The following is a 23,497-nucleotide window of genomic DNA, read 5'->3' on the forward strand; positions in this document are numbered from 1 at the left end:
TAGGCGCCGAGCGCCGCGCGGCCGTCACAGATACCACCGGGGGTATGCGACCTACGTCCCGCGTCGCCCGTCGGCACCCACCACATGGGCGTGCTGCTCTCCGGAGACGGGCCGTTCGGCAAGTCTCAGGACGAGAACGAGCGTGGAGAGCCACTGCCGTGCGAGGCTCCGCCGGCACGGCTCTTCGACGCGTGACCCGCGAACCGCCAGCCGGTCGAGCTGCTCGACAATCTCCCCGCTGCGGTAGAGCTTGTGGGCCCGCACTCCAGTTCGCCACCGTCGTGCAGGCGACAGCGACCTCGCGACCCGCCGTGGCGATCGGCGAATCCCGCGCCCGAAGCTTCACGAAGCGCGCCAGATTTGTACGACTGCCGACGAGACCCGGACCCCCTTCTTCGCACGCCACAACGAGAACAACACGCCCCCAGGATCCAGGACGTGCTGCGGCGTCCACTGGACCCCACCCGTCGCCACGGGTCAGCCTTCAGGCGGCACCGACGATGACGAGGTCTGCGCCCCCGGTGCCCACACGAAGAGGGCCGGACCCGAGTAGTCGGCGCACGCGAGGGGGACCGACTCGATCGGCCAAGTCACCCTACCCGTGTCGAGTGCTCCACCGCCGCCAGCCATCTCGACCGCGTCTCCGAGGTGGTAACGCTCACCGGTCGGGACGGAGGTCAGGGTCTCGGTCTCCGGGTCCCAACTCCAAGACGGATCGAGGACGAGCAACCGGCCGTCCTGATCGGCAAGGCAACCGCTCTGGCTCGAGAGGGTAACCGGGCCCAGCGCCGCGAACATGCGAACGCCAACCTGTCCGGTCACGGCCTCGGTCGGGCCGCTGACAGCCACAACCGTCGGCGCAGTGCTCATCGTGGGTGTCGACGCCGAGCGCAAGCCGCGTGGCCCGTCGCGCATGGTGGAAGCCGCGACGACCGCCCCCACCGCGAGGAACGACGCGACGACGGCTGCGACTGCGATGGGCCTGCCCCAACCTCGTCGGTGGGGCGCGAGCAGCAGTACTCGCTCGTCCGCCTCCGGATGAGGCGCCTGCTTCAGAGCTGCGGACAGTTCTTGGTCAACGGTACGCCGGAAACGATCCGCGAACTCGCTCTCGTCGGGCACGGATGTCACGTCCCTTCGTCGATCTTGAGGACTCGCAGTGCGCGGTGTGCAGTAACCCGTACTGCCACCCGGGAGGTGCCCAGGGCGTCGGCGATCGCAGCGTCGTCGAGGCACTCGATGTACCTGAGCGTGAGCACAGCCCGCGCGCGTGGTGCCAGCTGGTGAAGACGGCGCACAGCCGCATCGAGTTCATCGACCTCGCCGAACGCGTCGCGGTGATCCACCACATCATCGATGAGCGGTAGCGACCGATGATGTGGGTTAGGCCGACTCAGGAAGACGCGCACCATCGTCTGGCGTACGTACGCCCAAGGACTGCGAGCGGAACGCACCATGGGCCACCGGGTCACGAGACGCAACAGCGTGTCCTGGACCAGGTCCTCTGCTGCATCGGGATCTCGACACAGACCCAGCGCGAGCCGAAGCAACTTCGCTCGGTGTCGCTCGGCGAACGCGCCGAGATCGTCCTCCACCTGTGCCGGTACTTCAGTCGTCACCGCACCCCCCTTCGTGTCGCTCGCTTCCATACATGTAGACGGGCCGGCCGGTGCGAAACGTTACGTCGATCACCCGGCGAGAAGCGCTGGCCCATCCCGCGGACATCGTCGGTCACCGACGGCGATGACGCGAACGGCAGGTGACCCAATCGGCGAGCTAGTCCCGTCTCGCTGACCATCGCCCGATGGCCCCCACCGTCATGGTCACGGCGCTGCAGGCCGAGAACTACACCACCCAAGAGCCATCACGCGCAGTCCCGAGACGCGCGGACCTGCGAGACTGCCTCCGTCCGAGGTAGGCAGAGACTTGGGGGTTCGAGATGGTCCGGCTACGGCAACTCGGGATCGCTTCAGCACTCGCGCTGGCCGCGATCGCGTCCACTGTCGCGGCAACGGGCGCGACTGCGGATGCGAGTCCACAGGGACTCGCGGTTGAGGTAGTCGACCGGCTCGAGCCAGATCCGTTCGCGACTCTCACCGACGGCGTGATGGCCGAAGCAGAGCAGGTCATCGATCGGTACGCCGCCGCGATGGCGGTCACCGGCGACGGACGGCTCCCTGACAGGAGCGAGTTCTGGGGATACGACCGCGATGGCTTCGTCACACTCTCCTACAACACGTTCGACACACTCGCAGCCAAGTACCCAGACATCTTCGGGGGTGGCGCCGTCGACCCGCTGAAGCCGATCGCGTACGTGGGTTATGTCGGCGAGAGCGAGAAGGAGATCGCAGACACGCTGCAGGCGCTCGCGCCCGAGCTCGACTACCAGCTCGTCCCGCTGCCCTACAGCTACGCGTACCGAGCGAGTGTCGACGAACGACTTCGGGCGGCGGGGTTCGGATCGATCAGCGGCTCATCGATCTCTAGATACTGGTGGGTAAATGTCGACCCCGAGCGGCTCAAGTCCGACCCGACCGAGGTCGCACAGGCTCTTTCGGAGGCCATCGATATGCCGGGCGTCTCCGCCGCGCTTGAGAACGCACTGGACGTAGCGGCACGCGAAGGCAAGTACGCCGTCGCTGGCCCTGTGGCGCTGATTCCTGAGCGCCCGCGACTGGAGGAATATTCGCTATCAGCGGGCGTGTATGTTGCACGGTCCGACGCGGACGGTGATTCCGCCGGGTACTGCACAAGTGGCTACGCAATGAAGAAGATCTCGAACAACGTCAAGTACCAGACGACCGCGGAACACTGCGTGTACAACGGATTCACCGTGGCGCGTAGTGGAACGACACTTCCCACGTTCCTTGAGGGAATGCGTCTGCAGCCGATGAACTACTACCCGGATGAGGACTGGGCCTACTTGTCGGTGCCTTCACCGATCGCGCCGCCCGTCGGCAAGATCTACGTCTCGGCGACCGAGACCCACCCTGTGGCAGGCGCGTGGCGCTCAACGTGGACGGGCGACGCCCGCTGCGCGATGGGTGCCACCACGGGGAAGGACTGCGGCTTCGACGATGGCGTGTGGTGCGGCTACGGCGCAGCAACCTACTCGATGACCGGCGGCGACTCCGGCGGTCCGGTCTTCTACCCGTATGGCACTGTGCTGGCGGCCGGCCTGACTACCGGAGCATGCAGCCCGGGATCCGGATATCCCGTGAAGAACATCTACACCCGCATTTACAATGTCGAGAAGGCAGGCAGTGCGACGCCGCAGTTTACAGTCATCACCGGCTGACCAGCACTCCGGCATTAACAACAGGTAACCCTGTCGCGGGCCAGACTCGCGACAGGGTTACCTGTCAACATCTTGGTGCACGGATGAGCTGGACCACGGACAACGGCGAGCACGAGCTGTACATCAGCCCGACGTTCGCCGACGGCGCCGTCGGCGGATCGTCGAGCGGGCAGGGAATCCGCGTCGCGCGGCTCGCATCGGGCGAGGACGTGCCGCGGGAGCAGGGGGAGTGGCGGTCGGAGGACGGCGTCGTCGGTTGGGTGGTGTGCTGCGACTGCCGCCCCGGTCTTGCGTGGCGGCCGTCGACGACCGTGCTGGCCCGCTGGAAGCGCGTGCTACCGCCTACGCAGGAGAGCCTGCCCGCTGGCCGGGTCGTTGCGGAAGGGGCGTACGCCGTCGTCGACGTCGGAGACCGCGACGACGTCTACGAGCTCGCGGCTGCGCTGTGGCAGGCACATCTCGAGCCGTCCCAGGCGCTCGAGGCGGGTCCAGGCGGCCGCCGCCGCCGGCGACCACGCGGCGCGCGCCCTCGACGGGGCGGTGCAGAGCGCGCGAGCCGTCGGGGTGTGGGCGGACATCGGCCGAGCGGTCGGCATCACCCCGATAGTCAGCCCGAGAGCGCTGGGACCGGTCGTAGTCCCCGGCTCGCGGCGCCCGAAATGTCATAATGTGCATTATCGGCGTTACGCCGTGATGCTCGTCCGGAGACGACGGACCGGATCGCTGGCACGATGGCCCGATGGAACGCGTCCTCGGGATCGGTGGCTGCTTCGTCCGCTCAGCGGACCCCGACGCGCTGCTCGCGTGGTACCGCGACGCGCTCGGCATGGACCTCGGTCCGTACGGGCTGTGGCACCAGGACGACGGCCCGACGGTCGTCGCGGCGTTCCCGACGGACACCGAGTACCTCGGTGACCCGACGCAGCGCACGATGCTCGGCTTCCGCGTGCGCGACCTGGACGCGATGCTCGAGCAGCTGCGCGCCCTGGGCGCCCGGGTGGACCCGCAGACGCAGGACATGGACGGCGTCGGCCGGTTCGGCTGGGTCACCGATCCGGACGGCAACCGGGTCGAGCTCTGGCAGCCGACGTGACCGCTCCTGGCGCACCCGGCGTCGAACGGGTGTTCGACACCCGGCCGCGGTGTCACGGGACCGCATGACGCGGGACAGCGAGGACGTCAACCGGCGGCTGCTCCGCGCGCGGGACGCCATGGACCGCGACTACGCCGCACCGCTGGACGTCGCCGCCCTCGCGCGGGTCGCGCTGATGTCGTCGTCGCACTTCTCCCGCGAGTTCCGACGCGTGTTCGGCGAGACGCCGTACCGCTATCTCCAGCGCCGCCGTGTGGAGCGTGCGATGTTCCTGCTGCGCACGACACGCGCGAGCGTCACGGACACCTGCATGGCCGTCGGGTTCACGAGCCTGGGCACCTTCAGCCGGACGTTCACGGAGGTCGTCGGCTGCTCCCCCAGCGACTACCGCACGCGCACCACGGGCGGGCCCGAGCCCGGGCCGGGGACCTGGCCGATCCGTGACCCCTTCGGCAACCACATCCGCATCGGGAGCCTCAAGGGCTGAGCGACCGTGCCGCAAAGCCGTTGAGCCGGTCCCGCTCACCATGTCAGGGTGCTCGGCATGCGATGGGTCACCGCGGACGAGATCACGGCGGCACGCGACGCGTTCGAGCTCGCGATCGACGGGTGGCGGCGGCCGCGCGCGCACGGGGTCGGCCTCGTACCGTCGGACGCACCCTCGCCGCGGCCCGAGCACTTCCCGCTCGTGAACTCCCGCGAGCACATGCTGCCGGGGGTCGTCGTCGCGCACGTCGTCGGGCACGCGCGAGGCACCGCGGCCTACCGGCTCACGCGGGTCGGGCTCGAGCGCGCGGTCGCGATGCTCGCACCGGCCGAGGCGTGCGACGTCTACCAGCACCCGAACCTGTGGACGTGGCGCGACACGTACCTGCCGAGCCTCGACTCCGACCCGGACGCGACGCTCGTCGCCGTCTTCCTGGACGACGAGGACGACGAGGACGACGAGGACGACGCGACCACGGTGCCGGACCCGGCGGTCGCGGCGTTCCGCAGCGCGCTCGCGGCGCGCTGACGCTCAGGGCGTCCAGACCGCCGGCCAGGCGGGAGCGGTGAACCCGTCCCCGAGGAAGAACCCCGTGTGCGGCGGCTGGTTGTACGCGGTGTTCTGCCACGCGATCGCGACCCGGTACGTCTGGTCGTGCAGCAGCGTCGGCAGACGCAGGCTCGTCGCGATCGGCGTCGCGTAGATGCGCAGCGCGGAGTCGTCGCTCGTCGGCCAGACCACCTCCTCGCGCCAGTCCCCCAGCAGGTCGCCGGACAGCGACGGCGTGGCCTTCGTGCCGTTGTTCGAGTGCACGCCCGAGGCCGTGAGCAGCCGCGTGTCGCCGCTCGGGCCGTACTTGTCGACGCGCGTCTGGTCGAGCAGCTCGCGGACCGGGTCACCGTCCCACCAGGCGAGGAAGTTCGTCGACGAGGGCTTGCGGCCGATCTCCTGCCCGGACGTGCTGCGGAGCTGGGAGTCGGCCGACGACCAGGACTCCGCGCCGGGCGAGCCGGCCCACACGTCGTCGGACACCCCGCGCCCGTTGTCGGTGGTCGCGCTCGTGCGCCAGAGCAGCTGCCCGGTGCGGGCGTCGGCCATCCACGAGTCGGGCTGCGAGGTGGACTCGGTGACCTTGTAGTACTCGAGCCCCGGCCTGCTGGGGATCAGGTCGCCCACGTGCCCGGCGTCGCCGTGACCGGTGCCGTTGCTCCACAGGAATCGACCGTCGTCGTCGATCGCCGCGGCGCCGTAGAGGACCTCCTGGCGCCCGTCGGAGTCGACGTCCGCCACCGCGAGCGCGTGGTTGCCCTGCCCGGCGACCGACGCGTTGCCGCTGCTCGAGCTGTTCGAGTCGAACGTCCACCGGCGCGTCAGCGCCCCGCCGCGGTAGTCCCACGCGACGACGACGGCCCGCGTGTAGTACCCGCGCGCCATGATGATCGACGGGCGGACGCCGTCCAGGTATGCCGTGCCGGCGAGGAACCGGTCGACCCGGTTCCCGTACGAGTCGCCCCAGCTCGAGACCGTGCCGCGCGCCGGGACGTACGACGTCGTGGCGCCGATCCGCCCGTCGGAGCCCTCGAACACGGTGAGGTACTCGGGCCCGGACAGGACGTAGCCCGACGAGTTGCGGTGGTCGGCGTTCGCGTCGCCGATCACCTGCCCCGTGCCCGAGCGCGTGCCGTCGGCGGTCTTGACCGCGACCTCGGCTCCCCCGTCACCGTCGAAGTCGTAGACCTGGAACTGCGTGTAGTGCGCACCGGCCCGGATGTTCCGGCCCAGGTCGATGCGCCACAGCCGCGTCCCGTCGAGCCGGTAGCCGTCGAGGTACACGTTCCCCGTGACGCCCGACTGCGAGTTGTCCTTCGCGTTCGTCGGGTCCCACTTCAGGACGAGGTCGAGGTCCCCGTCGCCGTCGAGGTCGCCGACGCTCGCGTCGTTCGCGGTGTAGTCGCTCCCCGGCTTGGAGATCGGCACGTCGAGGTAGCCGTTCGCGAACGTCAGGCTCGCCGCCGAGGACGCCTGCTCGCTGCCGCCCACGACCGCGCGGACCGTGTAGCGCGCGGACGACGACGCGCCCGCGTCCAGGTAGCTCGTGGTGGTCGTCAGCGGTGACGAGGTCAGCCGTGTGCCGTAGCGGTAGATGTGGAACGCGACGTCACGGGGGTCGGTGCCGAGCAGCCGCCACTGGACGAGGTTGCCGCTGCCGGAGCGGACGCTGATGACGCCGCGGTCGAGCCGCTCCGCCTGCCAGGCGCCGGCAGGCGGGACGGTGGGCGTGGGCGTGGGTGTCGGGGTCGGCGTTGCGCTCGGCGTCACCGAGGGCGTGCTGGATGCCGTCGGTGACGGGGTGCTCGTCGGCTCGCTCGTCGGTGCGACACCGCCGGTGCACGCCGTCCCGTTCAGCGACACGCTCGTCGGGACGCGGTTCGCGGACTGCCACGAGCCGATGAAGCCGAACGACGCCGAGCCACCCGCCGCGAGAGCGGCGTTCCAGTCGACGTTGCGGGCCGTGGCCGTGCTCCCCGACTGGGTGACCGTCGCGTTCCACGCCTGGCTGACGGTCTGACCGTCGGCGAACGTCCACGCGACGGTCCAGCCCGTGAGCGCGTCCCCGAGGTTCCTGACGACGACCTCGGCGCCGAACCCGCCCGACCACTGGCTGGTGACCGTGTAGGCGGCCGTGCAGCCGGTGACCGCCGCCGCCGGGCTCGCGACCAGCCCTGCCGCCGCGAGGGCGCCCGCCACGCCGAGCGCGGCCGCCGTCGTCGCGGGACGTGCGCGGTTCGTCGTCGTCCGTGGCATGTCCCGAACGTACGGGAGGGCGCACGACGGACCGCAAGCCTCCTGGGGAAGAGCGCGCCCTCCCGAAACGATTCCGCCGCGGCGGTGCACGAGCACGCCTCCCCCGCCGTCGGGCTGCTCCGGCACGACCGCTCGCGACCCGACCCCAGCCGTTCCCGGACGCGCCTCGTCCACAGCGGGCGCCGGCCACGGCCCGCGGGCGCTCGCGGGCGGGCACCGTGGCCCGCATGACGCCACGACACTGGGACGCGCACGGTCCCGACGACGACCTCGCCGACCTCGCCGGGCTGGCCGGCACCCCGATCCGCTCCCCCACCGAGGCGTCGCGCGTGCTGCGCCTGCTCGTCGGACCCGAGTCGCGCGGACCCGCCGCGCTGTGGTGCGTGCTGCTGGACGCCGACGACCGGCTCCTGCCGTTCGTGCTGGCCATCAGCGACCGACCGCTCGCACCCGACGCCGGCTTCGCGGACCTGCTGTGCGACGACCTCGCGTCGCTGCTCGAGCACCACGCGGTGGGCGGGTCCGTCGTCGCCGCGCTCGTCGGGGACGCCGACGAGGACGTGTGCGACCAGCTCACGTGGTCGACCGCGCTCGAGCGGTCCGCGGAGCGCGCCGGGGTGCCGCTCGCCGCGGTCGTGACCGTGGGCCCGCACGGCCCCACGGTCCTGGTCCCCTGGACGCCGTCCGGCTGCTCGGGCGAACCGGACCCGGGCGGCTGGCCCGAGGGGTAACGTCGGGGTGCGCCGGGCCGGGGACGGGAGCCCGCGTGGGGAAGGTCACTGCCGGCGGAGCGAGCCTGTGCGGCCCGCTCCGCGTGCGTTCACGAAGCCTTCACGTCACGCTGGAACACTGAAGAGCTCCCCACCGTTGACGTCGGTGGAAACCCACACTCGACGGCCGCGATCCGGCACGGAGGTCACACCCATGGCGAACAGGTCCCTGCGCGGCATGCGCATCGGGTCGCAGAGCATGGAGACCGAGGAGGGCGTCGACTTCGCCCCTCGTCTCCAGGCGCACTACGACTGCCCCAACGGCCACACGATCATCCTCCCGTTCTCGGTCGAGGCCGACGTCCCGGTCGTCTGGGAGTGCCGCTGCGGCGCGGAGGCGCTCCTGCGCGACGCGTCCAAGCCGGAGGCGAAGGCCACCAAGCCCCCGCGCACGCACTGGGACATGCTCCTCGAGCGGCGCACCATCGGTGAGCTCGAGGAACTGCTCGACGAGCGCCTCGACCTGCTCCGCGCGGGCAAGCTGCGCCGCAGCGCCTGATCCCAGCGGCGCCTGATCCCAGCAGGGCCTGATCCCAGCAGCGCCTGGTTCGCCGGCCTCCCCCGCCGACCGCGACCGCGTCAGTGCCGCGCCGGGTGCTCCACGTCTCGGCCCGTCACCTTCCGGAACGCTCCCGCCACCTGGCGGGAGCGTTCTGCCATCCCCCACCCCGTGACCTTGAGCAGAGCCTCGACGACGATGTCGCGGCTCATCTTGGACGCGCCGAGCTCGCGCTCGACGAAGGTGATCGGCACCTCGACCACGCGGGCCCCGGCGCGCAGCGACCGCAGCGTCATGTCGATCTGGAAGCAGTAGCCGCGCGATGCGACGTCGACGAGCTGCAGCTCCCGCAGCAGGTCCGCCCGGTAGGCCCGGAACCCGCCCGTCGCGTCGTGCACGGGGATACCGAGCAGCAGGCGCGTGTAGGTGTTCGCGCCGCGGGACAGCACCTCGCGGTTCTTCGGCCAGTTGACGACCTCGCCACCCGGCACCCAGCGGGACCCGAGCACGAGGTCCGCGTCGGGGACCGCGGCGAGCAACGCGGGGAGGTCCTGCGCGCGGTGCGAGCCGTCCGCGTCCATCTCGACCACGACGTCGTAGTCGCGCTCGAGGGCCCACCCGAACCCCGCGACGTACGCGGCGCCCAGCCCTTGCTTGCCGGAGCGGTGCAGCACCGTGACGGTGCGCGCGACGCCCGCCGCACGTTCGTCGGCCGCGATCTGCTCGACGAGCGGACCGGTGCCGTCGGGCGATGCGTCGTCGACCACCAGCACGTCGGCGCCCGGCACGTGCTCCAGCAGCCGGGCGAGTGCGCCCGGGATCGACTCCTTCTCGTTGTACGTCGGGACGACGACGAGCACTCGAGGACTCACGCGGGCTCCCCCCGGTTCGTGCCGCGCAGGCGCGCGGCTCCTACGACGCCGGACACCACGGCGGCCAGCGCGAGGGCGTCGATGACCCACGCCGGCCACCCACCCAGACGCGTCGCCCAGGTCTGCGACGTGCGCAGCGGAAGGCTAGCGATCATCTGGTCCGCCGTGAACAGCTCGGTGCGCCGGGTGACCGCGCCGTTGGGCTCGATGACCGCGCTGACACCCACCGTGGAGATCTGCACGGTGGCCCGACCGTGCTCGACGGCGCGGATGCGCGACATCGCGAGCTGCTGGGTCGACTCGTCGGACCAGCCGAACGTCGCGTTGTTGGTCTGCACCACGAGCACCTCGCCGCCGGAGCGGACCGCCGACCGCACGAGCGGGTCGTACGCGACCTCGAAGCAGATGACGTCACCGATCCCGACCGTGCGCCCGAGGCGCTCGGACTCGAGCGGGACGAAGCCGGGCCGGGCGCCCGGGAGCATGTCGCGGGTCACGCGGTCCACGGCGTCGGAGAAGATCCGTGCCACCGACCGCAGCGGGATGTACTCGGCGAACGGCGCCGGGTGCTGCTTGGAGTAGGACGCGACGACACCTTGTCCGGGCTCCCACAAGACCGAGGTGTTGTAGCGGCCGCCCGAGTCCGGGTACTCGACGGTGCCGACGAGCATGGGCGCACCCACGGCCTGCGCCGCGGCGTCGATCGCTGCGGCGGCGTCCTCGTCGACCTGCGGGTCGATGTCGGTGCCGTTCTCCGGCCACAGCACCAGGTCGAGCTGCCCTGACTCGACCTGGTCGAGCAGCGCGTGGGTCCCCCGCACGTGGTTGTCGAGCACCACCGCGCGCCGCCCGAACGCGTCGAGCCCCTGCCCCGGGACGTTCCCCTGCACCGCGCCGACGCGCAGCACGCCGCTCTGAGCGGAGGTCGGCAGCGGGATGGCGACGCCCAGGACGACGAGCAGGACCGCCGCCAGGCCCGCGCTGCCGGCCCGGACGAGCCGGGCGTGGCGCAGCGAGCCCAGGCTGATGCCGAGCAGCACGCCCGCGCCGACCGTCACCGCGCTGAGGGCGGGAACGCCACCGAGCGAGGCGAACGCGACGAGCGGCGAGTCCGACTGCGAGAACGCGAGCCTGCCCCACGGGAACCCGCCGAACGGCCAGGCGGCGAGGCCTTCCTCGAGCGCGACCCAGACGACCACGAAGACGGGCAGCTGCCACCACACGCTGCGCCACACGGCCTCGCCCCGGCGCGCCCAGGTCCAGGCCGCGCCGAACACGGCCACGTACGCCGCGCACGCGAGCGACAGCGCCAGCCACGGCACGGGACCGACCGCGTCGTCGGCCCACGTGATGAGCGCCGGGTAGAAGGACATGCCCCACACGAGACCGACGAGCGCGTTCCACCAGACCCCGTCGCGACGCAGCGCGAGGTAGAGCAACGCGATGCCGCCGAACGCGGCGGGCCAGACGCCCGGCTCGGGGAACGCGACCCGCGTGAGCAGCCCCCCGGCGACGGCGAGCAGCAACGTCCAGACGCGGGACGGCGGGGTGGCGGCGGCGGGCACCGCGCCAGCCTAGGCGAGAGAACCGGGTGCCCCGACGGACGTCGGGCCCGCGTGCGCTGTCGCCCGTCGCCCTCGTCCTGCGTGCCGGCCGACCGACCGGCCCGCGTGTCCTTCGTACCGGTCGTGCGCCGCGGCGCGATGACCGTTGTCTACTGAACACGCGGGCCCGGTCGGAGCCAGCGAACCGCCTCGAGAGGCGTCCCCCGGACGGGCGTCGTCGGCTCGTCCAGGGCGGGACCTCGTCGTCGTCTGCATCCCCTTGGTCGGCGGGTCAACCGGAAAACTACCGCGCTGGAGAACGGTGTCAACCCCGGCGTCCGCGCAGGCCAGAGGACTCGCCGCAGGTCAGCACGCCCGGATTTCGGGTGGACCGGGGAGGATGCCCGGCGTGTCGCCCCGCGTGTCGCGCCACCCGCTGTCGTCGACCCGCGTGCTACGCCGAACGGGTGACCCCCTCGGCCGCCGACCGACCGGGAGATTCCACCCTCCGCGCAGCCCGGTTTCACCCGGTCGCCGCACACGCCCCGGCTGGCCTCAGGCCAGCGTGTCGTACAGGACCACCCCGTCGCGCACGGTACGCAGGCAGCGGGGCGGCTCCTCGTCCGCACCCAGGAGCGGCAGCAGCGGCGTGCCCGCCTGGGCGTCCGGGTTCCATGCGGACAGCCGCCCGTCGGGCGCCTGCACCGCGAGGTGCTCGGCGCGCCAGACCGCGAGGTGCGCGGGTGAGCCCACCCGCAGCTCGCCCACCTGGTCGTGCCCCGCGAGCCGCCAACCCCCGCGGGTCGCCGCGCGGAACGCGGCGCGCGCCGAGAGCCGCTGCTCGACCGCGTGGTGCTCCACGGCGGCGCGTACCGCCGCCCACCCGTCGACGGGCGTCACGGGCGAGTCCGAGCCGAACGCGAGCGGCACCCCCGCGCTCGCGAGGTCCGCCAGCGGGTTCAGGGCCGCCGCACGGCCGGCCCCGAGACGCGCGGCGTACATGCCGTCCGCGCCGCCCCACCACGCGTCGAACGCGGGCTGGACGGACAGCCGCACCCCCAGGAGCACGAGCGCCGCGAGCGTGGGCGCGTCGACCATCTCCGCGTGCTCGACCCGCACACCGGTGCGCGCGACCGCGGCCGGGCCGTCGACGTCGACCGCGGCGCGCAGACCGATCAGGAGCTCGTCCATCGCGCGGTCCCCGATGACGTGGAACCCCGCCTGCACGCCCGCGCGGGACGCGGCCGTGATGTGGTTCGCGATGTGCTCGGCCGTCAGGTGCAGCACGCCGTCACCCGGGGCGTCCGCGTACGGCGCGCGCAGCGCCGCGGTCCGCGACCCGATCGAGCCGTCGACGTTGAGGTCTCCCCCGATCCCGGTGAGCCCCGGGATCGTGGCGAGCAGCTCGCGCGCGTCGTCGACCGTCACGCACGCCTCCCCGCGGTAGCCGACGAGGTGCGGCAGCCCGCCCTCGGCGTCACGCGTGAGCTCGAGGAGCTCGACCAGCCCCGCGCGCGTGTCGATGTGCGGCGCGGAGTGCTCGTGCACCGACACGACGCCGCGCGCGGCGGCCTCCGTCAGCGCACGTCGGTACAGGCGTGTGCGGCGCGCCGGGTCCACGTCGCGCGCGGCGTCGCGGGCCACGTGGTGGGCCTCGCCCTCCACGCGACCGTCGGCGGACCAGCCCGGGAGCGTGTCGAGCGCAAGCCGCCGCGCGAACCCGGTGGAGACCACCGCGCTGTGCAGGTCGGCGCGTCCGAGGTACACCGCACGACCGCCGGCGGCGGCGTCGACTTCCGCAGCGGTCGGCGCGCGGCCCTCCGCCCAGGCGGTCTCGTCCCACCCGAAGCCCAGCAGCACCTCGTCGCGGTCGTCGTGCGCGTCCGCCGCGCGGCGCAGCGCGTCGAGGGCCTCGTCGAGCGAGCGCGTGCCGCTCAGGTCGACGGACTCGAGCGCGAGACCGGTCTCGAGCACGTGGACGTGCGCGTCCACGAAGCCGGGCGTGACGAGCGCGCCGTCGAGGTCGACGACCTCGTCGGCGCGGGACGCGAAACCGGCGGCGGTGTCGTCGGCCCCGAGCCACGCGACGGTGCCGTCCTCGACGAGCACGGCCTCGGCGAACGGGTCGGCGGGCGAGTGCACGACGCCGCCGCGGTAGAGGGTGGAGCTCACACGCGCACGATAGGGCACGCCGGGGGCGTCACACCGACGAGTAGGCGACCACCCCGCGGCGCAACGCGTCCACCGCACGGTCGGCGGTCGCCCGCAGCCGCGCGTGCGGGGCGGCCTGCGAGAGCTGGTCGAGCACGTCGATCACCTGCTTGCACCACCGCACGAAGTCTCCGGCCGTCAGGTCCCCGCCCCGCAGCACCGCGTCGAGGCTGCGGCCGGCCGCCCACCGGTGGACGGCCTCGACGAGACCCATGTCGAGCGGCTGGATGGTCTCCAGCCGGTGTGCCGTCTCGAGGTCGTCGAGCTCGGACCACGCCCGCACGGTGCCCTCGAGCGCGACACCCAGGCGCGACCGCGGGCCGCCGGGGACGCGCGGCTCGGCGTCCTCGTCGCGGCGCGAGCGGTACACGAGCGTCGAGACCGCCGCCGCGAGGGCGGGCGGGTCGAGCTCGTCCCACACGCCTCGACGCAGGCACTCGGCGAGCAGCAGGTCGTTCTCGGCGTACAGGCGACGCAGCCAGCGACCGTCGGCCGTGACCGCCAGCCCGCGCCGGGCCGCGCCCGACGGGTCCTGCGCGGGGTCGTCGGCCGGCTCGAGGTAGCCGAGCGTCACGAGCACGTCGCAGGTGCGGTCGAAGACCGCCGAGATCGAGCCGGTGCGGCCCTGGATCCGCCCGACGAGCGCGTCGTGCTCGGACGAGAGCCGGGACCAGCGCTCGGCCCACCGCGCGTGGTCCTCACGGTCGGGGCACGCGTGGCACGGGTGCGCGCGCAGCCGTCGTCGCAGCTCGGCCACGTGCGCGTCCTCCTGGGCCGGGGACGGGCGGCGGGTGCGGGCCGCGCGCTCGGGCGCGACGTCCTCGACCGCGGCACGCAGCCGGGCGGCGAGGTCCCGGCGCGCGGCAGGCACGCGCACGTTGAGGTCGCGCGGCACGCGCACGTGGCCGACGGTGCGCGCGCCCCCACCCACGTCGGCCGCCGTGAGCCGTCGCACCTGCCGGTCCGTCGTCAGGACGGTCGGGCGCGGCCCGTCGAACCCGCCGGCGCGGCCGGGGTCGACGACCACGACGAACCCGCTGCGCCGTCCGGTGGGCACCTCCAGCACGTCGCCGGGCCGCAGACCCTCGAGCGACGCGACCGCGCGTGCCCGCCGTGCCCCCGCCTCCTGGCGGGTGGCGTCCTTCTCCGCACGCGAGATCTCCCGGCGCAGCGCGGCGTACTCGGCGAAGTCCCCGAGGTGGCACCGCATCGCCTCGGCGTACCCCTCGAGCGCCTCGGTGTGCGCCTGCGCCTGCCGGGCGAGGCCGACGACCCCGCGGTCCGCCTGGAACTGCGCGAAGGACGTCTCGAGCACCTCGCGCGCCCGTTCCCGGCCGACCTGCGCGACGAGGTTGACGGCCATGTTGTACGTGGGCCGGAAGCTGGAGCGCAGCGGGTACAGACGCTTGGACGCGAGACCCGCGAGCTGCACGGGGTCCAGCCCCTGATGGGCCACGACGACCGCGTGCCCCTCGACGTCGATGCCGCGACGTCCCGCACGACCCGTGAGCTGCGTGTACTCCCCCGGCGTGATGTCGACGTGCCGCGAGCCGTCCCACTTGACGAGCTTCTCGAGCACGACGGACCGCGCCGGCATGTTGATGCCGAGCGCCAGCGTCTCCGTCGCGAACACGACCTTCACCAGCCCGCGCGAGAACAGCTCCTCGACGGTCTCCTTGAACAGCGGCAGCATGCCCGCGTGGTGCGCCGCGACGCCGCGGCTGAGCGCGTCGGCGAGCTGCCAGTAGCCCAGGACGTCGAGGTCCTCCGGCGGCACGGCCGCGCAGCGCTCCTCGACCACCTGCCGGATCTCGGCCTGCTCGGCCGGTGTCGTCAGCCGCACACCCGCCGCGAGGCACTGCTGCACCGCCGCCTCGCACCCGGCGCGGGAGAAGATGAACACGATCGCGGGCAGCAGCCCCTCACGGTCGAGCAGGTCGACCATCGCGAACCGCGGCACGGGCCGTACGCCCACGCCGGGGGGCCGCCCGCCGCCCGGTCGGTGCCCGCCACGCCCCCGGTAGCCGCGGTCCCCCGGACCGCGGCGCTCGTCGGGCGGCCGGGTGGACAGCAGGCGCCGCAGGTCCGGGTTGATCGGGGGGTCCACTCCCGGGTCCGTCGGGTCCACGTGCCCGGCGTACAGCTCGAGCAGCTCGTCGCGTACCAGCACGTGCTGGCCGAGGGGCACCGGCCGGTGCTCGCTCACCACCACGGCGGTGTCGCCGCGCACCATCGCGAGCCAGTCGCCGAACTCCTCGGCGTTGGACACCGTCGCGGAGAGCGAGACGAGCTGCACGTCGTCGGGCAGGTGGATGATGACCTCCTCCCAGACCGGTCCGCGGAACCGGTCGGCGAGGTAGTGCACCTCGTCCATCACGACGAACCCGAGCCCGACGAGCGTCGCGGAGCCCGCGTACAGCATGTTGCGGAGCACCTCGGTGGTCATGACGACGACCGGCGCCTCGGAGTTGATCGTGGTGTCACCCGTCAGCAGGCCCACCCGGTCCGGGCCGTAGCGGCGGACCAGGTCGTTGTACTTCTGGTTCGACAGCGCCTTGATGGGCGTCGTGTAGAACGCCTTGCGGCCCGCGCGCAGCGCGAGGTGGACGGCGAACTCCCCGACGACGGTCTTGCCCGCACCGGTCGGCGCGGCCACCAGCACACCGCTGCCGCGCTCGAGCGCACGGCACGACTCGAGCTGGAAGTCGTCCAGCTGGAAGCCGATCAGCTCGCGGAACTGCGCGAGCTCGCTCGCGTCGTCCTGCGCGCGACGGCGCGCCGCCGCGTAGCGCTCGGCGGGCGACGGCTCGTCGGGCTCGCGCGGTGCGGACGTCGGGGCCGGGGCGGACGCGCCGGCGTCCGCGACGCTCTGCCTGCGGTGACGGGAACGGGAGGGCACGCCACCACCCTAGGCACTGCGGCACGCCCTCACGCGAGCACCCGCAGCGCGCCGGGGACCACGTCGAGCTGCAGCGGGAGCGGTCCGACGCGCTCGCCGTCCGCGAACGCCGGCGGCGGCGGCGCCCCGAGCGCGGCCACCGGCTCGACCCGCACGCTGCGCGCGCGCAGGACCTGCACGGCCGGGTGCGCGAGGTGCGTGCCGCGGTAGACCGACGGCAGGACCCGCAGGACGCCCGGGCGCGCGAGCGGACCGGCGACCACGACGTCGAGCAGGCCGTCGTCGACGCGCGCGTCGGGGGCGATCCGCACCCCGCCGCCGAACCAGCCGCAGTTCGCGACCGCGACGACGGGGCTGCCCGACTCCCACACCTGGCCGTCGTACGTCACGCGGTAGCCGAACGGCCGGTACCGGCCGACCTCCGCGAGGAGCGCGCGCACGTACCGGCTCTCCCCACGCGGCCACGTGTACCCGTTCGCGCGGGCGTTCACCGCGGCGTCCAGGCCGCACGACAGCACGCCGACGTACCACTCGCGCGCCGACGTGCCCGGCGGTCCGACGCGCACCGCGTCGACGCGCCGCGGGGTGCCCCGCAGCGCGCGGCCGATCGCCTCGACCGACGCGGCGACGTCCGCGCGTGGCAGCCCGAGGGTGCGCGCGATGTCGTTGCCGGTGCCGGCCGCGACGATGCCGAGCGGGACGTCCGTCCCCGCGACGACGTTCGCGCCGAGGTGCACGATGCCGTCACCCCCCACGACGACGACCGCGTCGAGACCCGCGACCGCGGCCGCGCGCGCCCGGTCCGTCGCCTGCGCGAGCGTCGGTGCCGAGAGGTCCGCCACGTCCAGCCCGAGCGTGCGCAGACGCGCGTGCGCCTCCCGTCCGGCCGTGGTGCCCCGTCCCTTGCCCGCGGTCGGGTTCACGACCAGCCCGACCCGGGCGGTCACGCGGGCGACCCCGGTCCGGACGGGAGCGTCCCGTCGAGCGTCGGCAGGCCCTGCGCGACGCGCCTGCGGTCGACGCGGCGGTCGTGCAGCGTGCAGACGCCGAGGGCGACGAAGTACAGCGCGCAGATCGGCAGCGCGACCGCGATCATCGTGAGCGCGTCGGGCGTCGGCGTCATGACGGCCGCGAACGTGAACGCGACGACGACCGCCCACCGCCACCCGCGGCGCCATGTCGCGGCGCGCCCGATGCCGGCGAAGTTGAGCGCGACCATGAGGACCGGCAGCAGGAACGCGAGACCGAACGCGAGCAGCAGCCGCATGACGAAGCTGAGGTACGTCTGCGCGTCGATGAGGTTGGTCGCGTCGTCCGGGGTGAACTCCGTCAGCAGCCGCACCGCGTTGGGCAGGGCCCAGAACGCGAGCGCCGCGCCCGCGAGGAACAGCGGGACGGCGGCGGCGAGGAAGCCGACCGCGTAGTGCCGCTCCTTGCGCGTGAGGCCGGGCGTCACGAACGCCCACAGCTGGTACAGCCACCACGGGCTCGAGACGAACACGCCGAGGAACAGCGAGACCTTGATCTTCATGTCGAACGACGTCGCGACGCCCGCGAAGTTCAGCGCGACGACCGAGTCGCGCTCCTGCGCGACGTCCCGCAGCGGCTGCTGGAGCAGGCTGAGCACCGGGTCGTAGAGGAACCAGCCTGCGACCGCGCCGACGACGAGGCCGAGCGCGGCGAAGAACAGCCGACGACGCAGCTCCAGCAGGTGCTGGCGCAGCGGCATCCGCCCGCCGGGGGCGGAACCGCGGCGATCGGTGGACACGCGGCTCTCAGGCGGACGTGCTCGGGCCGCTCTCGCCCGGCCGGTCCTGCGGCGCCGGGGCGGACGGCTCGGGTGCCACGTGCGGCTGCGCGGACGGCTGTACCGGCGGCTGCCCGACGGGCGGTTCCGCCTGCGTGACGGGCGGCGCCGCCGGCGCGGTCGAAGGGGAGGCGGGGGGAACCGGCGCCGGGGCGTCCGTCGTGAGGTCCTTCATCTCGCGCTTGAAGATCTTCATCGACTGGCCGACGCTCTTCGCCAGGTCGGGCAGTCGCTTCGCCCCGAACAAGAGCAGGATCACCACGACCAGGACGACGATGTGCCAGCCCTGCAGTGCATTCCTACCCATGACAGCCCCTCGACGGACGATGCGACCAGGCGATCCTAACCGCCGCCGCGCCGGGATCAGGTCGAGCCGGATCAGGTCCCGTCGGGATCAGGTCCAGTACGTGCGCCAGCCCCGCGCGACCTCGGCGTGCCGACGTGCCCGCTCCTCGCGCCGGTGCGCACGCTCCCGGCGCAGCCCGCGCACGGCGTCACGCAGCTCGTCGCGGTCCGCGAACAGGGTCGGGTCCGTGCTCGCGCGCCGTTGCGCGGCGAGCTCGGCCAGCTCGGCCGCCCGGTCCGCGAGCTCGGACGTCACCTCACCGGCCCGGGCGAGCTCGCGACCGAGCGCCACGAGCGAGCGCCACAGGCGCCGCGCCAGCAGGAACGCGCCCACGAGCGTCCCGACGACGAGCACCGACCACAGCGCGAACCACACGTCAGGCACCCCCGTCCTGGACGAGGGCGTCCGCCGGCAGGTCCGCGAGCGGGCCGTACGCGGCGAGCGCCGCCCGCGCGACCTGCGCCACGTCGGCGGCGACCGACACCGGACGCACGTCGAGGACGTCGTCGGCGGCCTGCAGCACCAGGTGCCGCAACCACGCGGGGCTCACGATGCGCAGGTCGATCTCGAACGAGCCGTCCGGGAGGTTGCGCACCTCCTGCACGGGCGTGCTCTCGGCGACCCACCGGCCGTGGCTGGTGAGGTGCAGCGTCACGAGCGCGCCGTCGTCGCCCGGGACGAACTCTCCCCCGCCCGGCGGCACGGGATGCTGCTCGGCGGGCACGTCGAGGACGCGGGCGGACAGGATGCGGTCCACGCGGAAGAGGCGCTCGCCCTCGACCGCGTGGCACCAGCCGAGCAGGTACGAGCGGTCCGTGTCGGTCACGAGGCGGATCGGGTCGACCTCGCGCTCCGAGGCGACGTCGGCCGCGTTGACGTAGCGCACGTGCAGCCGACGGCCCTCGCGCAGCGCGGTCGCGAGCGCGGACGCCACCGCGGGCGCGGCGGCGAGCGTGAGGGACACGTCGACCGTGCCGGCGGCGTCGCCCACGGCGGCGGTGAGCTTGGCGAGCGCGGAGCGCACCACCTGCGCGCGCTCGTCGTCCAGCGCGCCGCCGAGCCCCGCGTCGAGCGCGCGGAGCGCCGCGACGAGGGCGACGCCCTCGCGCGCGGACAGCCGCAGAGGACGCGTCATGCCCCGGGACTCGGTGAGCCGCACCACGCCGCGCTGGTAGGACGAGAAGTCGAAGTCGATGAGGTCGTACGGCAGGTAGCCGGGCGTCCCGCTCACCCACAGCGTGTCGACGTCCGCCATGACCTGCTGGTTCGACACGCCGAACAGGCGTGCGAGCTCGTCGACCGACGCGCCCTCGTGACGGTCGAGGAACGCGATCATGCCCAGGAGCCGCACGACGCGGTCGCTCGCGCGCTCAGCCACGGGTCACCTCCGGGGCTAGCTCGGCCGCGCGGCGCAGCAGGCTGAGCACGTGCCCGCGCACCTCCGGCGGATCGATCACGAGCACCGCGTCGCCGTACCCGACGAGCTCCTCGGCCAGCTCCCACGCGTTGCGGTACTCGACGTGCACGATGTCGCGGCCCACCAGCACCGGCGCCACCTGCGGGTCGGCGGACCAGTCGACGGCACCCGCGGGGGCGTCGACCGCGCGCACGCGCGTCGCCTCGGCCCGCTCCGGCAGCACGGCGAGCGTCGCGACCCGCGACGGCCCGGCCCGCCAGGCGGCGAGCGCCCGGTCGACGAGGTCCGGGTCGGGCGGCGGGAACGCGCCGGGCTCGCCCGTCACGCGGACCGAGCCCTCGATGCGGCTCAGCCGGAACGAGCGCGGCGCCTGACGGTCCTGGTCCCAGCCGACGAGCACCCAGCCACCCCGGCGCGCCACGAGCTGCCAGGGCTCGACGCGACGCTCGCGCACCTCGCCCGTGCTCGCCGCGCGGTACGTGAGGCGCACCACCTGCCGCGCCTGCGCGGCGTCCAGCAGCGGGGCGAACACGCTCCCGCCCGAGCGCACGCGCGGCGCCAGCCCCGCGACCAGGTCGGTCGCACCGGGGCCCTGCCCCACGGCGCGCAGCTTGGTCAGCGCGCGCGACGTGTCGCCCCGCATGGTGCGGTCCTGCCACGTCTGCGCGGCGAGCGTGAGCACGCCGAGCTCGGCCGCCGTGAGGTCGATCGGCGGGAGCGCGTACGCCTCCAGGTCGATCCGGTAGCCGATGTCGTCCCCGTGCCCCGCGTCCGTGACGGTGACGAGCGGGATCCCCAGCTCGCGCAGCGTGTCCTTGTCCCGCTCGAACATCCGCTCGAAGGCGTCGTCGGACGGTGCGTCGGCGTAGCCGGCGACGGAGGCACGCACCTGCTCCTTCGTCATGCGTCCGCGCGAGTTCACGAGGGCGATGAGGAGGTTGAGCAGGCGCTCGGCGGGGTCGATCGGACTGGGCATCGGGTCCAACCGTAGTGGCCGGTAGCGTTGCGGACGTGATCACGTGGCGCGTCGGTGTCGTCGAGCAGGTCGGTACGTCGTGGCAGGGGGCCACCGAGCTGAGCGTCGCCCTGGACCAACCGTGGGCGGACCCGACGCTGCCCGCGCGGGTCAAGGCCCTCGCCTACCCCGCGCTCGTCGGCGAGATCGCCCCGGGCCGGCGCGTGTGGCTCAACGTCTCGGCCCTCGCGCGCGGGCTCGGCACGGGCGGGTACGCCCTGGTCATCGCGCCCGCCGACGGCCAGCCGGTGGAGCCGGCACCGTCCGCCGGCCACCTGGTCAAGGCCCGCTACACGCCGCTGCAGGCGATGGTGCTCGGGGTCGACGACCAGGAGTCCGAGCACCACGACACGATGCGTGACGCCGACGACCTCGAGGGTCTGCCCGTCGTCGTCGCGGACCTGCACTCCGCGCTGCCCGCGATCGTCGCGGGCGTCCGGCTCGAGGCCGCGCGGCTGGGCCGCCCGACGCCGCGCGTCGCGTACGTCATGACGGACGGCGGTGCGCTGCCCGCGTGGTTCTCGCGCGCGGTGGCGGGACTGCGCGACGCCGGCTGGGTCTCGACGTGCATCACCGCCGGGCAGGCCTTCGGCGGCGACCTCGAGGCCGTGTCCGTGCACACCGCGCTCCTCGCCGCGCGCCACGTGGCCGGGGCGGACCTCGCCGTCGTCGTGCAGGGCCCCGGCAACCTCGGCACCGGCACACGGTGGGGCTTCTCGGGCGTCGCCGCGGGCGAGGCGGTCAACGCGGCCGCGGTGCTCGGCGGCCGTCCCGTCGCGTCGCTGCGCGTGTCGGGCGCGGACCCGCGCGAGCGGCACCTCGGGATCTCCCACCACTCCCTGACCGCGTACGGCCGGGTCGCCCTGTGCCCCGCGGACGTCGTCGTACCGCTCCTCGACCCGGCCGACGAGGCGCTCGGCCCGCTGGGCGCGCGCGTGCGTGAGCAGGCCGCGTCGCTCGTCGCTCCCGCCGGGCGGCACCGTCTGGTGGAGGTCGAGGCGGGTGACGCGCTGCGTCGCGCGCTCGCCACGTCCCCCGTGCGTCTGTCGACCATGGGCCGCGGGCTCGACCAGGACCCCGCGGCGTTCCTCGCGGCGGGTGCCGCGGGCGTGCACGCGGCGACGCTCGTGTGACCGCCGCGGGGCGGCCGCGCTCAGTCGTCCCGGTCGGTGCGGGTCCTCGCCGCGACGAGGGTCGCCAGGCGGCGCGCCTGCGCCCGCGCGAGCTCCCCGTCCGCGCGCTGGATGCCCATCACCGCGAGCGTGTCGCCGTCCGCCAGGTCGAGCTGGACCCAGGGACTGTCCCCGAACCGCACGGCGACGACCTGCGCCCACGTGAGCCGCGTGGTGACGAGCAGGTTGCGGACCGTGAGGCCGTCCTCGTCGGGCACCGCGCGGACCGACGCCTGGCGCCAGCAGAACCACACGATCGCGAGCGCGAACACCGCGAAGCTCGCGACGTCGAGGGACGTCAGCCCGGGCATGAGGACGACGAGCACGACCGTCGCGGTCACGACGACTCCCGCGAGCACCAGCGACGCGGTGCGCGCGAGCCGGGGCCGGAACGGGGTCAGGTCCACTAGAGCCTGCAGGCGTGGATCGACGTGACGAGGATCGCGCGCGCGCCCAGGTCGTAGAGCTGGTCCATGACGCGGTTGGTCTGGTCGCGTCGGACCATCGCGCGCACGGCCGCCCACTCGCGGTTGTGCAGCGGGGCGACGGTCGGCGACTCGAGGCCCGGCGTGATCGCGACGGCCTGGTCGACGAGGTCGATCGGGCAGTCGTAGTCCATGAGGACGTACTGGCGCGCGGTCAGCACGCCCTGCAGCCGCCGCGTGAGCACCTCGAGCCCCGCGGGAGCCTCGACGTCCGAGCGGCGCACGAGCACGGCCTCGGAGTGCAGCAGCGCCTCACCGAACACCTCGAGCCCCGCGGCACGCAGGGTCGAGCCGGTCTCGACGACGTCCGCGATGACGTCCGCGACGCCCAGGCGGATCGCGCTCTCGACCGCGCCGTCCAGCCGCACGACGCCGCTCGGGGTGACACCGCGCTGCGCGAGCGTGCTGCGCACGAGCACCGGGTACGAGGTGGCGACGCGCTTGCCCTCGATCTGCGCGATGTCGCTCATCGCGCCCGCGGTCGTCGCGAACCGGAACGTCGAGCGCGCGAAGCCGAGCCCGAGGTGCTCGACCGCCGCCGACTCGGAGTCCAGCAGCAGGTCACGGCCGGTGATGCCGACGTCGACCGTCCCCGCCCCCACGTACACCGCGATGTCCCGCGGGCGCAGGAAGAAGAACTCGACGTCGTTGTCCGGGTCGGGCAGGACGAGCTCGCGCGAGTCGCGGCGCTGGCGGTAGCCCGCCTCACGCAGCATCTCGACGGCGGGCTCGGACAGCGAGCCCTTGTTGGGGACGGCGATGCGCAGCACGGGGGTT

At 73.5% G+C, this 23,497-nt stretch carries 22 protein-coding genes; 7 read left to right on the forward strand and 15 right to left on the reverse strand.

Annotation, left to right across the window (positions count from 1 at the left end; translation table 11 throughout):
* Positions 1 to 477: 477 nt before the first annotated feature.
* Positions 478 to 1,122, reverse strand: coding sequence for a hypothetical protein (locus tag CUD01_RS05895; protein ID WP_141319464.1), 645 nt, complete (start codon positions 1,120 to 1,122; stop codon positions 478 to 480).
* 5 nt (positions 1,123 to 1,127) lie between these two features.
* The gene (locus CUD01_RS05900; protein WP_166772007.1) at positions 1,128 to 1,619 is read right to left on the reverse strand and encodes an RNA polymerase sigma factor; all 492 of its coding nucleotides are present in this window, start codon (positions 1,617 to 1,619) and stop codon (positions 1,128 to 1,130) included.
* Between the two features lie 320 nt (positions 1,620 to 1,939).
* On the opposite strand from CUD01_RS05900, the gene CUD01_RS05905 reads away from it, so the two are divergent.
* From CUD01_RS05905 to CUD01_RS05920, 4 genes are all read left to right on the forward strand, one after another.
* Positions 1,940 to 3,298, forward strand: a complete 1,359-nt coding sequence (locus tag CUD01_RS05905) for a chymotrypsin family serine protease (protein ID WP_141319468.1) — start codon at positions 1,940 to 1,942, stop codon at positions 3,296 to 3,298.
* A gap of 739 nt (positions 3,299 to 4,037) precedes the next feature.
* Positions 4,038 to 4,391: a VOC family protein gene (locus CUD01_RS05910; RefSeq protein ID WP_141319470.1), complete on the forward strand. Its 354-nt coding sequence runs from the start codon at positions 4,038 to 4,040 to the stop codon at positions 4,389 to 4,391.
* A gap of 64 nt (positions 4,392 to 4,455) precedes the next feature.
* Positions 4,456 to 4,878, forward strand: coding sequence for a helix-turn-helix domain-containing protein (locus tag CUD01_RS05915; RefSeq protein WP_141319472.1), 423 nt, complete (start codon positions 4,456 to 4,458; stop codon positions 4,876 to 4,878).
* Between the two features lie 57 nt (positions 4,879 to 4,935).
* Positions 4,936 to 5,406, forward strand: a complete 471-nt coding sequence (locus tag CUD01_RS05920) for a hypothetical protein (RefSeq protein WP_141319474.1) — start codon at positions 4,936 to 4,938, stop codon at positions 5,404 to 5,406.
* Between the two features lie 3 nt (positions 5,407 to 5,409).
* Here the strand turns inward: CUD01_RS05920 and CUD01_RS05925 are convergent, their stop codons facing one another.
* Positions 5,410 to 7,683 (reverse strand): rhamnogalacturonan lyase family protein, encoded by a 2,274-nt coding sequence (locus CUD01_RS05925; protein WP_141319476.1) that lies wholly within the window; start codon positions 7,681 to 7,683, stop codon positions 5,410 to 5,412.
* 227 nt (positions 7,684 to 7,910) lie between these two features.
* Here CUD01_RS05925 and CUD01_RS05930 point away from each other — a divergent pair, with 227 nt between their 5' ends.
* On the forward strand, positions 7,911 to 8,414 hold the full coding sequence (locus tag CUD01_RS05930) for a hypothetical protein (RefSeq protein ID WP_094180013.1): 504 nt from the start codon (positions 7,911 to 7,913) through the stop codon (positions 8,412 to 8,414).
* A 193-nt stretch (positions 8,415 to 8,607) separates the two neighbouring features.
* Positions 8,608 to 8,952: an RNA polymerase-binding protein RbpA gene (locus CUD01_RS05935; protein WP_048341874.1), complete on the forward strand. Its 345-nt coding sequence runs from the start codon at positions 8,608 to 8,610 to the stop codon at positions 8,950 to 8,952.
* A gap of 80 nt (positions 8,953 to 9,032) precedes the next feature.
* Here the strand turns inward: CUD01_RS05935 and CUD01_RS05940 are convergent, their stop codons facing one another.
* The 10 genes from CUD01_RS05940 to CUD01_RS05985 form a co-directional block, all read right to left on the reverse strand.
* Positions 9,033 to 9,824, reverse strand: a complete 792-nt coding sequence (locus tag CUD01_RS05940) for a polyprenol monophosphomannose synthase (protein ID WP_141319478.1) — start codon at positions 9,822 to 9,824, stop codon at positions 9,033 to 9,035.
* Positions 9,821 to 11,389, reverse strand: a complete 1,569-nt coding sequence (gene lnt / locus CUD01_RS05945) for an apolipoprotein N-acyltransferase (protein WP_141319480.1) — start codon at positions 11,387 to 11,389, stop codon at positions 9,821 to 9,823. The genes CUD01_RS05940 and lnt overlap by 4 nt, the downstream gene beginning before the upstream one ends.
* A 534-nt stretch (positions 11,390 to 11,923) precedes the next feature.
* Positions 11,924 to 13,540, reverse strand: a complete 1,617-nt coding sequence (locus tag CUD01_RS05950) for an amidohydrolase (RefSeq protein WP_141319482.1) — start codon at positions 13,538 to 13,540, stop codon at positions 11,924 to 11,926.
* A 28-nt stretch (positions 13,541 to 13,568) separates the two neighbouring features.
* Positions 13,569 to 16,478, reverse strand: coding sequence for a DEAD/DEAH box helicase (locus CUD01_RS05955; RefSeq protein ID WP_141319484.1), 2,910 nt, complete (start codon positions 16,476 to 16,478; stop codon positions 13,569 to 13,571).
* 29 nt (positions 16,479 to 16,507) lie between these two features.
* Positions 16,508 to 17,425 (reverse strand): diacylglycerol/lipid kinase family protein, encoded by a 918-nt coding sequence (locus CUD01_RS05960; RefSeq protein ID WP_141319486.1) that lies wholly within the window; start codon positions 17,423 to 17,425, stop codon positions 16,508 to 16,510.
* A complete protein-coding gene (tatC, locus tag CUD01_RS05965; RefSeq protein WP_094180007.1) occupies positions 17,422 to 18,207 on the reverse strand; it encodes a twin-arginine translocase subunit TatC in 786 nt (261 codons plus the stop codon). Before tatC ends, CUD01_RS05960 begins: the two co-directional genes overlap by 4 nt.
* A 46-nt stretch (positions 18,208 to 18,253) precedes the next feature.
* Complete coding sequence (gene tatA / locus CUD01_RS05970) at positions 18,254 to 18,592, reverse strand: Sec-independent protein translocase subunit TatA (RefSeq protein WP_094180006.1); 339 nt, start codon at positions 18,590 to 18,592, stop codon at positions 18,254 to 18,256.
* 87 nt (positions 18,593 to 18,679) lie between these two features.
* Entirely contained in the window at positions 18,680 to 19,015 is a 336-nt protein-coding gene (locus tag CUD01_RS05975; protein WP_244937683.1) for a hypothetical protein, read from the reverse strand.
* A complete protein-coding gene (locus CUD01_RS05980; protein ID WP_141319488.1) occupies positions 19,008 to 20,009 on the reverse strand; it encodes a helix-turn-helix transcriptional regulator in 1,002 nt (333 codons plus the stop codon). The genes CUD01_RS05975 and CUD01_RS05980 overlap by 8 nt, the downstream gene beginning before the upstream one ends.
* Positions 20,002 to 21,024 (reverse strand): helix-turn-helix transcriptional regulator, encoded by a 1,023-nt coding sequence (locus CUD01_RS05985; protein WP_141319490.1) that lies wholly within the window; start codon positions 21,022 to 21,024, stop codon positions 20,002 to 20,004. The genes CUD01_RS05980 and CUD01_RS05985 overlap by 8 nt, the downstream gene beginning before the upstream one ends.
* A gap of 35 nt (positions 21,025 to 21,059) precedes the next feature.
* On the opposite strand from CUD01_RS05985, the gene CUD01_RS05990 reads away from it, so the two are divergent.
* Positions 21,060 to 22,196, forward strand: coding sequence for a DUF3866 family protein (locus CUD01_RS05990; protein WP_141319492.1), 1,137 nt, complete (start codon positions 21,060 to 21,062; stop codon positions 22,194 to 22,196).
* A gap of 20 nt (positions 22,197 to 22,216) precedes the next feature.
* Here CUD01_RS05990 and CUD01_RS05995 read toward each other — a convergent pair whose 3' ends face one another.
* Together CUD01_RS05995 and hisG are read right to left on the reverse strand one after the other, a co-directional pair.
* Positions 22,217 to 22,642, reverse strand: coding sequence for a PH domain-containing protein (locus tag CUD01_RS05995; protein WP_369826293.1), 426 nt, complete (start codon positions 22,640 to 22,642; stop codon positions 22,217 to 22,219).
* Complete coding sequence (hisG, locus tag CUD01_RS06000) at positions 22,642 to 23,490, reverse strand: ATP phosphoribosyltransferase (protein WP_141319494.1); 849 nt, start codon at positions 23,488 to 23,490, stop codon at positions 22,642 to 22,644. Before hisG ends, CUD01_RS05995 begins: the two co-directional genes overlap by 1 nt.
* Positions 23,491 to 23,497: the final 7 nt, after the last annotated feature.

The organism is Cellulomonas uda, from assembly GCF_006538705.1.
In the GTDB taxonomy this organism is placed as follows: domain Bacteria; phylum Actinomycetota; class Actinomycetes; order Actinomycetales; family Cellulomonadaceae; genus Cellulomonas; species Cellulomonas uda.

Excerpts from the sequence above, each read along its gene's own strand:
- CUD01_RS05920 (WP_141319474.1), top strand. The coding sequence starts at position 4,936 with ATGCGATGGGTCACCGCGGACGAGATCACGGCGGCACGCGACGCGTTC.
- CUD01_RS05985 (WP_141319490.1), bottom strand. The coding sequence starts at position 21,024 with ATGCCCAGTCCGATCGACCCCGCCGAGCGCCTGCTCAACCTCCTCATC.
- tatA (WP_094180006.1), bottom strand. The coding sequence starts at position 18,592 with ATGGGTAGGAATGCACTGCAGGGCTGGCACATCGTCGTCCTGGTCGTG.
- CUD01_RS05915 (WP_141319472.1), top strand. The coding sequence starts at position 4,456 with ATGACGCGGGACAGCGAGGACGTCAACCGGCGGCTGCTCCGCGCGCGG.
- CUD01_RS05910 (WP_141319470.1), top strand. The coding sequence starts at position 4,038 with ATGGAACGCGTCCTCGGGATCGGTGGCTGCTTCGTCCGCTCAGCGGAC.
- CUD01_RS05905 (WP_141319468.1), top strand. The coding sequence starts at position 1,940 with ATGGTCCGGCTACGGCAACTCGGGATCGCTTCAGCACTCGCGCTGGCC.
- CUD01_RS05935 (WP_048341874.1), top strand. The coding sequence starts at position 8,608 with ATGGCGAACAGGTCCCTGCGCGGCATGCGCATCGGGTCGCAGAGCATG.
- CUD01_RS05930 (WP_094180013.1), top strand. The coding sequence starts at position 7,911 with ATGACGCCACGACACTGGGACGCGCACGGTCCCGACGACGACCTCGCC.
- tatC (WP_094180007.1), bottom strand. The coding sequence starts at position 18,207 with ATGCCGCTGCGCCAGCACCTGCTGGAGCTGCGTCGTCGGCTGTTCTTC.
- CUD01_RS05925 (WP_141319476.1), bottom strand. The coding sequence starts at position 7,683 with ATGCCACGGACGACGACGAACCGCGCACGTCCCGCGACGACGGCGGCC.